The sequence below is a fragment of the Paracoccus saliphilus genome (assembly GCF_028553805.1).
GTDB classification, from domain to species: Bacteria; Pseudomonadota; Alphaproteobacteria; order Rhodobacterales; family Rhodobacteraceae; genus Paracoccus; species Paracoccus saliphilus.
The window spans coordinates 2213560-2227934 of the sequence record NZ_CP067140.1; the positions used below are offsets into that span (position 1 = coordinate 2213560).

Sequence of the window (14375 nt, forward strand, 5' to 3'; positions counted from 1 at the left end):
GCCGGGCTTCGGCGGGGGAGACATAGGTGGCTGGAATGGTCAGGATCAGCGCAGCTTGATCCAGGTGGTCTTCAGTTCGGTGTATTTCTCGATTGCGTGCAACGATTTGTCCCGGCCGATGCCCGACTGCTTGTAGCCCCCGAAAGGCACGGTGACGTTGCTTTCATCGAAGTTGTTAACCCAGACCGAGCCCGCCCGCAGCCGGCGCGCGGTGTTCAGCGCGGTGTTGATGTTGTCGGTCCAGACCGCTGCCGCAAGGCCGTAGATCGAATCATTGGCGATCCGCACAGCATCCTCGGGGTCCTTGAAGGTGATCGTGGCAAGGACAGGACCGAAAATTTCCTCCTGCGCGATGCGCATGTCGTTTTTAACATCATCGAACACAGTCGGTTCAACGAAGTAACCGCCGCTTTCCGTACGGACACGCTGTCCTCCAGCGATCAGTCTGGCGCCTTCTTCCTTTCCGATGCCGATATAGCCAAGAACGCGATTCATCTGTTCTTCGGTGACGATGGCGCCCAACTTAATCGATGGATCCAACGGGTCGCCGGGTTCGAGTGTCTTGCCTACCGCAATGACTTTTTCGATGAATTCGTCCTTGATGCTCTCCTGCACCAGAAGGCGCGATCCGGCATTGCAGACCTCGCCCTGGTTGAAGAAGATCCCAAAGGCGGCCGCCGTCGCAGCCTCGTCCAAATTGCCGCAATCGGCCATGACGATATGCGGCGTCTTACCCCCGCATTCCAGCGCGATGCGTTTCATATTGGATTGCGCGGAATAGCCGAGGAAGAATTTGCCCACCTGCGTCGAGCCGGTGAAGGTCACCGCATCCACGTCCATATGCAGTCCAAGCGCTTTGCCCGCTGTTTCGCCGAACCCGGTCACCACATTTAACACGCCTTCGGGGATGCCCGCTTCCAGCGCAAGTTGACCTAGGCGAACAGCAGAAAGCGGCGACTGTTCGGCTGGTTTCAGGATAACCGAGTTCCCAGCCGCCAGTGCTGGGCCCAGCTTCCACGACGCCATGAGAAGCGGGAAGTTCCAGGGCACCACCGCAGCAACGACACCAAGCGGCTCGCGCGTGATCATTGCGAGCACATTGTCAGGCGTCGGGGCAATCTCGTCATAGAGCTTGTCCACTGCCTCGGCATACCAGGAAATGGTATTTGCCGACCCAGGCACGTCCACCGACAGAGCATCGGAAATTGGTTTGCCCATGTCCAGCGTCTCGAGAAGCGCCAGTTCTTCCGCGTGCTCGTGCATCAATTCAGCAAAGCGTTGCAGGATCTTCTTGCGTTCGGCAGGTGCGCGACGCGACCAGCTTCCACTTTCGAAAGCGGCCCGCGCCGACCGAACCGCTGCGTCCACGTCGGCGACGTCCAGAGACGCCACTTCGGTAAGAACTTGGCCGGTCGCCGGATTGATGGTGCCGAAAGTCTTACCCGATTGCGCATCAACCAGCTTTCCGCCGATCAAAGATTTACCAACGAACCGATGCGCCTTGGCCGCATCGTGCCATTTTGATTGATTGACCGTCATATTAGTCTCACTTTTTGATAATAAAGATCATTAAGTGATAATAATGGCAGAGATTCGCAGTCTGTCAATCAAAAATATCCTCGTAAGCCATTGTATTATTTGAAATAATATTGAATATATATCATCATCCCCTAAGCGATATGCAGAGGGACGGCCATCAATTCAATTTTCTCGCCATTTACCGAGGCGAAAGAACCCAGAGTTTCAGCTCTGAAGCGGGAGGCTCGCTCGATGCTCGAGTAAATTTACAAGGCGGCTCGCAGAGTTCTTCAATTCAGTCTCAATCAGAGACCTCTTTCGTTCTGTCAGGGCGCTGATTGTCCCGGTGACACAGATACTGAGCTGCACGTCAAAACCCGGAACGATGATGGGAACGGCAATTCCAGCGAATCCGTCCACATCCTCACCAATGCACAAAGCTATACCAGCTTTCCGCACTTCTGCGAGTTCGGATAACAATTCCTTTCGGTCCGTTTTTGTCTGAGCAGTGAAACGCGGCAGATCGCCCGATAGAGCGGCCTCCCTTACTTCCTTGGGCTGGAATGCCAATATCGCTTTTGCGGATGCTCCGGTATGAGGCGTAATCTCCTGTCCTGGAACAATATAAGCGCGAAGGTGGTTGTCCGGGGCCACCATTTCGACGCTCCTTACCTTTTCCCCTCCAAAGCGCGCCATGAAGCAGGCTTCGCCCGTCTGTTCGGTCAGCTCAGACAAGATCGGTCGAGCGACTATCCGCAGCCATCCGTCACTTGCCCCAGCAAAGAGTAAACGCTCCAGCCGCGCGCCCAGCCGACAGGAGGCCGAAGGCGGCGCAGTCATCTCGACAAGACCAACTTCTGCCAGGCTCCGAATCAACCGATACGCGGTGGCCTTCGGGAGGTTGAGCATCTCTGCGATGGCCGTAGGCGAGATGCCTTCGGGAAAGCCGGAGATGACTTCCAGGGCACGGACATATCGTTCCAGTGGCTTCTCGGCCACCCTCCCCAGCTCGCCGGATTGGTGCTTCACGTTCATTTCCCCTTGGTTATCCATCGGTCGTGAAGGTTGAAATACTGCATCGCGAGGGGTGCGACCAACCCTGTTCCGTTGAAAAGTGGCAGTGTCGGAAATTTTTCAATGTCGAAAGCAGAACTTCCGCCGCCCTTTCCCAGGATGCGGGAGGCTAGTTTGCGCCCGAAATGCGTGCCGAGGGGCACACCGGCAAAGTTGTAGCCAAGCGCATAGTGGATACCGTCATGTATTCCCATATGCGGCATAAAATCAAACGTGCCAGCACAGAATCCGGTCCAGGATCGGCTGATCTTGACACCTTCCAAATCCGGCATGATCCTTGTCATACGCCGATAAAGGGCGGGAACGAGGGAGGTGGAAGTTGAGTTGAGTCGACCAGTCAGGCCCCCGAATAGGATGCGTTCAGAATCCGGCGCGGACCGGATGAAATCGATCCCCATTTTTGTATCGAGATATGTCCGGCGTTTGGGCAGCACTTTGTCGATCAGTTCAGATGGCAGAATTTCCGTCGCCGTAATGAAGCCTCGGAAGGGAACCAGTCGCCTCGCGAACCATTTCAAGTTTCGAGGGGTGTAGCCATTGGTTGCAACGATGACCTGCGTCGCAGAAATTTCTCCCCTCTCGGTCCGTACGCTCTTGCGTCCGCCGTTGGAGTCTATTGTGAGCACCGCGGCGCGCTCCAGGAAGCGCACACCCGCCTCTTTGCCCCGTTTTAGCAAGCCGGAATGGTAGAGTCCCGGATGGATCGATCCGAGATCAGGAACGACTACACCGCCGAAATAACAATCGGAAGCCAGCTCCGAATGCAGGTCCGATTTGCTAACCACCTCATAATCAAAGCCAAGGCGGTGCTTCATCTCTTCCATGTCTTTGATCAGGTGTCGCAGGTGCGGCTCGGAATTGGCCGATATAAGCCGGCCACAGGTGCGACGATGGCATTCAATCTGCTCGCTGTTGACCAGGCTTTCGATACCCTTCAGCGCCTCGTCTAACTCACGATAGACTCGAACCGCATACTCGGAACCGACGTGCTTATCCAGCCATCCGATTGACCTCTTCAACGTGCGTCCGAGAAAGCCTGCGTTCATGCGTGCCGCACCGCCGCCGATCTCGCCGGAGTCGACAACGATCACGTCCGCCCCTCCGCGCGCAAGAAAGAGTGCTGCCGTCAAGCCAGTGATACCGCCTCCGACGATCGCCACGTCGGCTTTCACCGGCCCTGGCACAGAGGCCGTGACATCTTCTCCGGACGGCGGCGCGGCCATCCACCAGTAAGGCTCTTCACGGTAATCGGGAGCGAATATACTCACGAGATTAGACCTTCCATGATGATTGAGCTGGGCAATCGCGGAGTTGGAGAAAAGCATTCCGTCACCTTTTCCTTGCGACAGCCAAGGCTACGAGCATCAAGAGACTGGTAATCAGGACCATGGTGACCGCAGCTGCGATGATCGTCGGATCCAGTTGCTCTCGCAGACCCGTAAACATCTGTTTGGGCAGGGTTCGCTGTCCAGGGCCGGCGATGAAAAGCACTATCACCACTTCGTCAAATGAGGTTGCAAAGGCAAAGACCGCACCCGCACCAACGCCAGGAGCAATTAGAGGCAGCATGATATCCTTAAAGGCTGCTACCTTTCCTGCACCGAGATTTGCGGCTGCCCGCATCAACGTGAAGTCGAAGCGGGTCAGCGTCGCGGTGACAGTAATAACGACAAAAGGCGTCGCCATGAGAGTGTGTGCAATTACGACCCCCATGAAGGTATAGTTCAGCCCGAGCGAGGAATAGAAGATAAACAGGGCCAGGCCCAAAACCACTACGGGCATCAGCATCGGCGAAATGGCTAGCGCCATCACGAACCGTCGCAGAGGAAAGTTGGAATTGACCAGGCCGATCGAGGCTAGCGTCCCCAGCGTCGTGGCCAGGAATGTCGTGGCAAGCGCGATCCCTACGCTATTTAACAGCGCGCCAATCCATATCTCCGAACCGAAGAGCGCCTTGAACCAGCGCAGCGACAGGTCCGGAAACGGGTACGTAAACCAAGGCGCCGAATTGAATGAAATCGGCAAGGCCGCCGCAAGCGGCAGTATAAGGAGCGCAAGCGAAATGCCGACGAAGAGATAGAGCGGGAAACGAATCGACAGAGGCAAGTCTGCATAGCGGCGGGTCGACATCAGAACCTCCCTGAAGAATGCGTGGAAATGTAGCGAGAGAGTGGAAGGGCGATGACGGTCGCACCCCCTATCAGGACAAGACTCAAGGCCGACGCAAGCCCCCAATTAAGCTGCTCATTCGTAAAGCGCGCGATGAAGAAGCTCACCATCTGATCGCCGGGACCACCCACAAGCGCAGGCGTGAGATAAAAACCCAGGCACAGGACGAATGTCAGGAGCGCGCCCGCGGCTATACCTGGAACTGCTTGTGGCATAAACACCGAAAAATGTGCCGCCAAAGGTGAGGCTCCCATGCTGCGCGCAGCTCGAACATGGCTTGGCGGGATGACACGCATTACGCTGATCATAGGCAGAACCGTAAAGGGAAGCTGAATCTGCACCATCGCTAACACCGTAGCAAATCGGGTATAGAGTAGGGGTGCGGGTTCGGATATCAGGCCGCTTGTCATGAGCAGATCGTTCATTACCCCATTCCTCTGAAGCACCACGATCCATGACATTGTGCGGACAAGAAGCGAGGTCCAAAACGGTAGAAGAACAAGGAATATCAGTATCTTTCCGACAAATCCCGAAGAGGTCGAGACGACGTAGGCCATGGGGTAGCCGATCAGAACCGTCAAGGCAGTAACGGCGACGCTGATGACAATGGTGCGCAGATAAATTGCAGGAAAATTGTAACTTATCTCTGAAGTGAACTGCCCGTCTGCACGGTGCTTCACATCCAAACCCAGGGCCCACTTGAGGTAAAACAACGAATACGAACGTGAGCCGGCATTGATCGCATTCCAAACACCGCTCTCTCCCCATGCAGAATTGCTCTCGATCACGGCTTGACGGATCTGGCCAGGCTGCTTCGCTATCAGGTCGTCCCCAGCGATACGCGCAACGTCCATGACAGCAGTCGATCCACCCTCCACTCCATATTCCATCCTTCGGGCCAAAGGCCGCAGAAGCCCCGATTTTTTTGCGATGATCAGATCGTCGACCAGCAACGCAAATGCTTGGTCGTCCGATCCGGAGGTGGCCAGATGTTCAACCGTTGCAGGCAAGGCGGCAACAATTTCCCGATCTTGAATGGCAGTCTTGATGATGATCGCAAGCGGGACCACCAGAAACATCGCCAAGAATACTATCAACGGCACTGCAGGAAGAACTGCGCCCAGCTTGCGCCGGATCATGGCCATGCGACGATTCGATTCGGCTTTTTTTGCCTGGGGCATCGGCGATTCAGGAAGGACGGTCAGTGTCATGGAAGGCTCGCACATAATCGACAAGAGCTGATGACTGGATCGCAGCCACCAGGGTGTCGGAAATAGGCGACGTTGTTGTCGCCTAAGACTTTCCAGGAAGGTTCACCTATCGGGCGATCCAGGCCGAGAATTTCGCGTTCAATGCATCCCCGTTCTTCGCCCAGAACGCACCGTCCTGCGCCAGCGCGCCCTCGCTATTCTGTGGTGCCGAAGGCAAGTTTTCCAGCGTTTCGGCATCAATCGAATCGGCCGCTGCGACAACTGTAGGACCGTAAGCGATATATTTGGATATTTCAGCGTTGGTTGCGGGCTGGAGGGTGGTCAGGATAAAATCGCGCGCCGCATCACCATTCTTGGCACCAACCGGGATCGTCCACATGTCGAAGCCACGAATCTGATTTGACCAGGCTATGCCCAAGTCGGCATTTTCGTTCGCGTTCACATCCGCGATCCGGCCGTTCCAGGCCAGCGCCATTGCTACCTCGCCGGACATCAGCAACTGGGCCGGTTGCGCACCGGCTTCCCACCAGACGATATCGTCCTTGATGGTGTCGAGCTTGGCAAAAGCGCGGTCCACGCCCTCCGGCGTTGACAAAACCGAATAGATCTCGGTAGGGGCCACACCATCGGCCAGAAGCGCCGCCTCCAAAGTATCTACGGGGCTTTTTCGGAAGGAGCGCTTACCTGGAAATCTGGCTGTGTCGAAAATGTCCACCAGACTCTTGGGACCGTCAGCAAAGGCGTCCTTTTTAAAGGCGAGGATCGTCGCATAGGTGCTGGTGCCCACGGCACAATCCAACAATGCTCCTTCGACCAGATCCAACGCTTGGAAAACCTCTTCCGAGCCGATAGGCTCCAGCAGCCCCTGTTCGCAGGCAATGGCGCCCGTCTGCGGATCCACGTCCACAGCGTCCCAAACCACGTTGCCGCTGTCGACCATGGCGCGCAATTTCGCCAGTTCGCCGCTCCAGGTGTCTTGCACGATCTTCGTGCCCGTGGTTTCTGCGTAGGGTTTCATGAACGCCTTCGTCTGCGCCTCTTGCAGCGCTCCGCCCCAGGATACGACGGTCAGCTCCTGAGCGAAGACCGGGCCGGTCAGAAGGGCAATAGCCGATGCCGAAAGCAGTGCAGTTTTCATTTTCATTTCCGTTCTCCCTGTTGAATGATTCTCAGGCGTCCAGTGCCCAGGCGTCTTCCCAAGCCCAGCCCACATGGACCGTTTGACCCTTGATCGGGTGAATTGCCTCCGAATGGGCAGCGCTTTTCACCACGAGGCTTTCCTTCCCAGCCAGTTCCACAACCGTGCGGGTCTGATCGCCGCAGAAGATCGAATCTGACACAATCGCCTCCATTGCGCCCTCAAAGGGCTGGTCCGACATCCGCAAGGCCTCAGGTCGGATAACAGAGGTGGACATGGAACCCGGTCTGACATGTTCCGTCGTGCGGGCGTAAATGATCGTGCCGTTCTCGAGTTTAAGCGATGCGCGTTCGTCCTGAACTGCGGTTACGCGACCGCGCAGGCAATTGTTGTCCCCTACGAATTCCGCGACGAAACGGTTCACTGGACGTGCGTAAATCTCCTCGGCTGAACCGAGTTGCTGAACCTGGCCATCGTTGAAAATGGCGATCCGGTCCGACATGGTGAGCGCCTCATACTGGTCATGGGTGACGTAGATCACCGTCAAGTTGAAGCGCTGTGCGATCTGGCGGATCTCGAACTGCAGATGTTCTCGCAGCTTTTTATCCAACGCTCCCAGCGGCTCATCCATCAGAACGATACTCGGCTCGAATACCAGTGCCCGCGCAAGCGCTACACGCTGTTGCTGACCTCCAGAAAGCATCCCGGGTCGGCGATCCGCCAGTTCCGCAAGATGGACAGTTTCAAGAACCGCTCGAACCCTGCGATCGATCTCGGTTTTGGAAACGCGCCGGACCTTCAAACCGTAGCCTATGTTTTCGGCCACGGTCATATGTGGAAACAGCGCATAGTTCTGGAAAACCATGCCGATGTTTCGCTTCTCGGGTGGCATGGCATGAACAGGCGCGCCGTCGATGCGAATTTCTCCGGACGTCGGATATTCGAATCCGGCCAGCATCATCAACGTCGTTGTTTTGCCTGATCCGGATGGACCCAGCAAGGTCAGAAATTCGCCCTTGCGGATCGAAAGGTTCAAATCGCGCACAACGAGGTGGCGGCCATCGTAGCTTTTCGTGATAGCGGACAGCACCACGTGTCCGTGGCCGCCCGGCGTGACGTCGAGCATGTCGATCTCCCTATTTTGTCTCGATTATCGAGATCACATGTTATTATTCGAGAATGATGCGAGATCGTGCACCACCCGTCAAGGATTTACTGCTACGATCATGACTCTGGCATCTTGTGAGGTTTTTTATGATTTTGTTTCAAACCACTACTGGCCCTTACACCATCAAAACTCTACAAGTACTCTTCTGACAAAGCGTCAGTTGGTGGTGAGTTCGTGGTGTAAGAGTGATTCGCTTGCAAAGGTCCGGAAGTGAACATCGCCGAAGGTATGGAAAGTGTACGCTTCGCAGTTCGCCACAGCGAACTTTCATCCGTGCAACGCCAACCAAGCATGTAGGGACGGATGCCGCACCCCCTGAGGTCATCGTGCAACCAGTCGGCATCACAATTGTCGCGGATCGACGGGGGCTTTGACGGAGGCAAGAAGACGGCGAAAAAGTCCATCGTGCTTGCGCCCGCAGGTCATTTGAAGGGATTGAACAGCGGGTTTGAGATCCAGATCGTGCCATATTTCATTGAATGTCATCTATTCTGGAATGCACTCGAGGATCTTGCGCACGCGGAAAAAGATCGCTTCCTGCCCAAGCTGTCTGACGAGTAATTCGGCCGAACGCACCCTGTGTGGCGTTGCTTTGGTCAGAAAATTTTGGCTTTTCCGGCTCACGCGCGGCGAACAGTGGGTCGCCTGACATGCCCATCTCGGCGAGTATGAACTTCTGCCCTGGAATTGAAAGGCTCAGCCCGAAACCCTCCAGCCTGCATTGCCGCGGCTATTGGCAAACGCTTACGATAAGCGCCACAAGCTATTGAAACAACAAACGTGGACGGGTTCCACCTAGAAATCCGATCCACACTCTGCGCCAGAATACCCAGCGCAAACCTTGAACTTTCATACCGTGAGACGGGTCACCCTGTTCCAGGCGGACATGGTTCCAGCTATACCAGACCCATAAATGCTGCATAAACTTGAACATCGCTCAATCTCGGTCTCGTCTCGCGAAGCCATCGTCCTCGATGGATTGGCCGGATGATGGACTGTGCTCCTTTTGGGTGATCAGCCGTGCGGAATTTTGTCCCGACAGGAAACTCCAGAGCCAATTCAGGGACACGAACAAACGCGACCGCGCTCCGATCAGAAAATAGATATGAGCAATTCCCCAAACCCACCACGCAAGCCACCCTTTCATCTGAAAGCGGCCGTATTCGATCACTGCTGCATTCCGTCCGACGGTGGCAAGATTTCCCATGTTGCGATATCGAAAACGACCAGGTGGCTCCGCGCCTGTCAGCCGCGCACGGATTGTACGGGCGGTATGGCTGCCTTGTTGCTTGGCTGCGGGAGCGACGCCGGGAACCTGCTGACCGTCGCTTTCGACATGCGCAGTATCACCCAGCACGAAAATCGAGGGATCACCAGGCAGTGTCAGGTCGTCATTCACGATCACACGGCCAGCATGATCTGCCTTCGCATGCAACCAGTCCTTGGCCTGTGACGCCTGGACACCAGCTGCCCAGATCACCGTATGCGTTGGTATGAATTCCTCTCCGAGTACGATTCCATCGCTTGTGCATTCAGTCACCGGCGTGCCCGTCCTGACCTCAACGCCCCTCCGCGAGAGCGCATGCTTCGCGTAGGCCGACAACTTGTCGCCGAAGGCCGGGAGAATGCGTGCCCCCGCTTCAATCAACATCACCTTTGCACGACGCGTGTCGCTGCGGCGGAATTCACCGGGAAGGATGCGATGGGCCAATTCGGCGATTATCCCGACCAGTTCGACGCCCGTCGGCCCCGCTCCGATAACCGCAAAGGTCAACTGTGCGTCGCGTTCCGCTTCATTCTCGCTCATTTCCGCGCGCTCGAACGCCAGAAGAAGCCTGCGCCGGATGGTTGTCGCGTCCTCAAGTGTCTTCAGCCCTGGTGCATACTCTTCCCAGTGATCCTTGCCGAAATATGCGTGGCGCACACCAGTTGCGATGACCAAGCTGTCATAGGGAACCCGGGTACCGTGACGCAGAATTACTTCGCGGGCATCACGGTCAACACCATCCACCTTGCCCAGCAAGGTCGTCACATCCTTTCGATCCCGTAGCAGCGACCGGATCGGCCAGGCGATGTCGGAGGTGGCGAGCATGCTTGTCGCAACCTGGTAAAGCAGCGGTTGAAACAGATGATGATTGCGCTGGTCGATCACGGTAATGTCGCAATCAACACCCTTCAGGCCCTGCACAACCGTCAAGCCGGCGAATCCCGCTCCGACAATGACGATGCGATGTTTCATAGCGGATATCCCCAGTTAAATTTGCGGTATCTATTCTATATCGTGACCGCTCCATCCGTGTGGTGTTTCATGGTGATCCAAGACCAATGGCGGGCTCGGGAACCTGTCCTGCATTAGAGGAAATAATCGAAAGTGATTTTGCGCGACGCTTCGATATGGCTGCGAACGCTTGCTTCCAGCCGCTTCTCATCGCGCGCGAAAAATGCATCAATGATATCGAGATGCTCGGTGATCGACCGATCATCCGGGCTATAGGGTCGTGACACCTTGATGCGGATGCGGTGGTTGTGGTCCAACACCATCTGCATGGTCGACAGCAGAAAACGGTTCCTGGAGTTTCTAAGAAACCCATCGTGGAGAGCCCGGTCCAATGCAATGTAGTGGCGACGCTGGTGGGCTTCCGGTTGGTCGAGTTCCGGTGACAGCAACTGCTCACGAATCTCTTCCAGCCATTCCCGCCCGGTATTAAGCCGACACGCCTGCACCACAATGAATGGCTCGTTGAGCAGCCGCATCTCGTAAATATCGCGGATCAGATCCGTTGTGATATCCGCAACGATCATCCCCTTACTGGGATAAATCTGCACAAAGCCCTCCTTGGAGAGGCGCTGACAGGCCTCGCGGATTGGTGTCCGGCTCAGGCTCATCTCCCTTTCCAATGTCTCTTCAGAGATATCACATCCAGGGGCGAGCTCCCCTTCCAGGATTTTTGTCTTGATCGCCTCGTAAGCGATATCACTCTTCGTGCTGGCCATACTCTTGCTTACCTGCTGCCACCGGCATCTCGCCGTTCATATCCCTGCGCCCCCTCCTTCAGTTAGACGAGTCAAAACCGAAATTCAACCAATATATTGGTTGCGCATCGGTTGTATTGCATGCTAATAGCAGCACATCCCGCAAGGAGGTGCGGGCCGAATCGAAACACGTCGCACCATCTGTTTGCACCGAAGATTCAGGAGGAAGCCCATGAAGTTTTTCACATTTTCTCTCGCCATGCTTGCCGTCACCTCCCTCGCGCCGCCTGTCGCGGCGCAGGATACGACCATCTCGGTCGGTTTCGGCCCCGTCATGGACACCCCCTATGGCAAGGGTCACGCCGAATGGAAAAGGCTACTGGAGGAAAATTCCGGCGGGCAGATGACGCTTGAGCTTTTCCCCTCCGATCAGCTCGGCTCAGGCAGGCAGGTGATCGACCAGATGCTTCTGGGTGAACCCATCTGCTACTCGACTGATGCGTCCTTCTTTGCTGAACTCGGCGTGCCGGATATGAGCATCGTCCAGGCGCCATTTCTCTTCAGGAACTGGGAGGAGGCCGACCTGCTTTTCGCCTCGGACTGGTGGGCGGGCCTGGAAGATCAGTTGGCTGAAAACGGCGTCAAGATCATCGCAAACAACTGGCGCTACGGCGCGCGCCAGACCCTGACCACACGCAAGGTCGAACATCCGGAGGATTTCTCTGGTATGAAGATCCGAGCTCCGCAATCAACCATCTATGTCAAGACATTCGAACATCTCGGCGCCTCCCCCACGCCAATGGCGCTTGGCGAGGTCTATACCTCGCTCCAGCAAGGGGTCATTGACGGCCTTGAAAACCCGCTTTCGGTGATTTGGGGCGGCAAGTACCACGAGACGGCCAAATATCTGCTGCTCGACAATCACATGCGAACAGTTAACCTGATGGCCTGCAGCACCACCCTGTGGGACAGTCTGCCACCCGAACAGCAGAATGTGCTTGCGGAAACCGCGCGGGATGCCGGCAATTTCCAGAACGAGTTGATGACCAAAACCGATGCCGAATTGCTTGAAAAGCTGAAGGCCGAGGGCGTCACCGTCACCGAAGCCGAACATGACGAGTTCTCGCGGGCCGCCGTGAGCTTCTTTGAAGATCCCGCCTTTTCGGGCTGGTCACCGGATCTGCACAAGAAGGTGCTTGGCCTGATCGGCCGCGACTGAACACGTCTCTAATCGAAGGGCGGCGCAACGACGCCCCCCTCCATGGTTACTTGAGAACCCCGCAATCCTGCTGCTGCCCGAGGTGCACCGATGCTCAGCACGGCCCTGGCGCTGATACGCGCCATCGACTTGACGGTTTCCTATATCTCCACGATTGCGCTGGTTTTGATCACAGTCCTGGGTGTGATCATGCGCTATTCCCTCGGAGCGCCGCTCACCTGGCTGGAAGAGGTGCAGATGATCCTCATCGTCTGGCTGGTCATGTTCGGCGGCAGCGTCGCGTTCCGGGAGTTTGCGCATGTCGCTATCGATGCCATATGCGAAATGTTACCGCCCACAGCGCGCCGCATCCTGGACAATGTCGTTGCGCTGGTCGTGCTGGCGGTCCTTGGGCTCGTTGTTTGGACCGGGTTCGCCTTCATCCAGTTCCAATTCGGCGCCAACCGAACCACTGACGTCCTGCATATTCCTTATGGCATCGCCTATCTCGCGGTTCCGATTGGTGCGAGTCTCATGATGCTCAGCTTTGTTTGCTCCGATCTGCTGCCGCGTCTCGCGCGCTTGCCGTCGGACGATTGAAAGGCGGCTACGGTGTCCACGATACTTACCCTCTCGATCATCATTCTGTTCATCGCATTGATGATCCGTGTACCGGTCTTCATCGCCATTCTGGCCGGAACCGCACTCTATTTCCTCGCAGCAGGCCATGCGAATCCGCTTCTGCTCGTGCAGCGCTTCGTATCCGGGCTCGAAAGCGTTCCCCTTCTGGCCGTGCCCTTTTTCGTGTGCGCCGGAGTATTCATGAATCACTCGGGCATCACGCGGCGCATAATGACCTTCTGCGCCGCGCTCACCGCTGCAATTTGGGGCGGTCTGGCCCAGGTCAATATTCTCCTGTCCACCTTGATGGGCGGGATGTCGGGCTCAAGCCTCGCCGATGCCGCCATGACGGCCAAAATGCTGGTCCCCGAGATGGAGCGCCGCGGCATGTCCAAGCCATTTTCCACAGTGATCACTGCCTTCTCCTCGACAATCACGCCACTCATCCCGCCTGGCATCGGTATGATCATTTACGGCGCTACCGCCAATGTCTCGATTGGACAGCTCTTCATGGGCGGGATCTCCGTCGGTCTGCTGACTTGCGTGACGATGATGGTCATGACGTCCTGGGTGGCTCGACGCCGCAACTATGCGCCCCTCAAAGCAGCCGATGATTATGTCGCAGTTCCCATCGGCAAGGCATTCCTGTCTGCGGCATTTCCGCTATGTCTGCCGCTCATCGTGCTGGGCGGCATCCGCCTGGGCGTCTTTACGCCGACCGAGGCCGGCGCAGTCGCGGTCGTTTATGCGCTGGGTCTTGGTATCGCCTATCAGGAACTATCTCCTTCCAAGCTGTCACTGTGCCTCAAGGAGACTGTCCTGACCACGGCGGTCATCATGCTGATTGTCGGCGCGGCCTCCGCCCTTGCCTGGGTGCTGACACGCGAGCGTATCCCACAAGGCCTGACAGCATGGATGGTCGATGCGGTCGCGAGCAAATACCTGTTTCTGATCATCGTGAACATCTTCCTGCTGGTCGTCGGCATGTTCATTGAAGGCAATGCCGCGATGATTGTCCTGGTGCCGCTTCTCGTGCCAATCGCCCGGGCATTCGGCATTGATGACATCCATTTCGCCTTCATCTTCATCTTCAACCTCGCGATCGGGGCGATCACTCCTCCGCTGGGAACGCTGATGTTCGTAACCTGCGGCATTACCGGCTGCCGCATTCGCGCCTTTCTAACCGAGAGTATCCCTTACTTTGCGCAGATGCTGCTTTGCCTGCTGCTCGTCACCTTCGTACCGCAGATCTCCACATGGCTGGTTGACCTCCTGTACCGCTGAATCCAAATCCGAAAGCATCAC

At 56.3% G+C, this 14375-nt stretch carries 13 protein-coding genes; 4 read left to right on the top strand and 9 right to left on the bottom strand.

What is annotated here, in order from left to right; all coding sequences use genetic code 11:
* Positions 1-45 precede the first annotated feature (45 nt).
* From JHX88_RS10640 to JHX88_RS10670, 7 genes are all read right to left on the bottom strand, one after another.
* Positions 46-1539, bottom strand: coding sequence for an aldehyde dehydrogenase (locus JHX88_RS10640; protein WP_076523993.1), 1494 nt, complete (start codon positions 1537-1539; stop codon positions 46-48).
* A 204-nt stretch (positions 1540-1743) separates the two neighbouring features.
* Complete coding sequence (locus JHX88_RS10645) at positions 1744-2547, bottom strand: IclR family transcriptional regulator (RefSeq protein ID WP_272847993.1); 804 nt, start codon at positions 2545-2547, stop codon at positions 1744-1746.
* Positions 2548-2549: 2 nt separating this feature from the next.
* Positions 2550-3917, bottom strand: a complete 1368-nt coding sequence (locus JHX88_RS10650) for an NAD(P)/FAD-dependent oxidoreductase (RefSeq protein WP_084202917.1) — start codon at positions 3915-3917, stop codon at positions 2550-2552.
* Between the two features lie 4 nt (positions 3918-3921).
* Positions 3922-4722, bottom strand: coding sequence for an ABC transporter permease (locus tag JHX88_RS10655; RefSeq protein ID WP_076523989.1), 801 nt, complete (start codon positions 4720-4722; stop codon positions 3922-3924).
* Positions 4722-5972 (bottom strand): ABC transporter permease, encoded by a 1251-nt coding sequence (locus JHX88_RS10660; RefSeq protein WP_176011410.1) that lies wholly within the window; start codon positions 5970-5972, stop codon positions 4722-4724. Before JHX88_RS10660 ends, JHX88_RS10655 begins: the two co-directional genes overlap by 1 nt.
* 106 nt (positions 5973-6078) lie before the next feature.
* A complete protein-coding gene (locus JHX88_RS10665; RefSeq protein ID WP_076523984.1) occupies positions 6079-7116 on the bottom strand; it encodes an ABC transporter substrate-binding protein in 1038 nt (345 codons plus the stop codon).
* 25 nt (positions 7117-7141) lie between these two features.
* Positions 7142-8236, bottom strand: coding sequence for an ABC transporter ATP-binding protein (locus tag JHX88_RS10670; RefSeq protein WP_076523982.1), 1095 nt, complete (start codon positions 8234-8236; stop codon positions 7142-7144).
* A 390-nt stretch (positions 8237-8626) separates the two neighbouring features.
* Between JHX88_RS10670 and JHX88_RS10675 the strand changes: the two genes are divergently transcribed.
* Positions 8627-8839, top strand: coding sequence for a hypothetical protein (locus JHX88_RS10675; protein WP_076523979.1), 213 nt, complete (start codon positions 8627-8629; stop codon positions 8837-8839).
* Between the two features lie 376 nt (positions 8840-9215).
* Here JHX88_RS10675 and JHX88_RS10680 read toward each other — a convergent pair whose 3' ends face one another.
* Positions 9216-10517, bottom strand: coding sequence for an NAD(P)/FAD-dependent oxidoreductase (locus tag JHX88_RS10680; protein ID WP_084202913.1), 1302 nt, complete (start codon positions 10515-10517; stop codon positions 9216-9218).
* A gap of 113 nt (positions 10518-10630) precedes the next feature.
* Positions 10631-11272, bottom strand: coding sequence for a GntR family transcriptional regulator (locus JHX88_RS10685; RefSeq protein WP_076523976.1), 642 nt, complete (start codon positions 11270-11272; stop codon positions 10631-10633).
* Between the two features lie 211 nt (positions 11273-11483).
* Between JHX88_RS10685 and JHX88_RS10690 the strand changes: the two genes are divergently transcribed.
* The 3 genes from JHX88_RS10690 (at position 11484) to JHX88_RS10700 (ending at position 14354) form a co-directional block, all read left to right on the top strand.
* Positions 11484-12470 (top strand): C4-dicarboxylate TRAP transporter substrate-binding protein, encoded by a 987-nt coding sequence (locus JHX88_RS10690; RefSeq protein WP_076523974.1) that lies wholly within the window; start codon positions 11484-11486, stop codon positions 12468-12470.
* Between the two features lie 90 nt (positions 12471-12560).
* On the top strand, positions 12561-13049 hold the full coding sequence (locus tag JHX88_RS10695; protein WP_076523971.1) for a TRAP transporter small permease: 489 nt from the start codon (positions 12561-12563) through the stop codon (positions 13047-13049).
* 60 nt (positions 13050-13109) lie between these two features.
* Positions 13110-14354 (top strand): TRAP transporter large permease, encoded by a 1245-nt coding sequence (locus tag JHX88_RS10700; RefSeq protein WP_272848265.1) that lies wholly within the window; start codon positions 13110-13112, stop codon positions 14352-14354.
* The last annotated feature ends 21 nt before the right edge of the window (positions 14355-14375 follow it).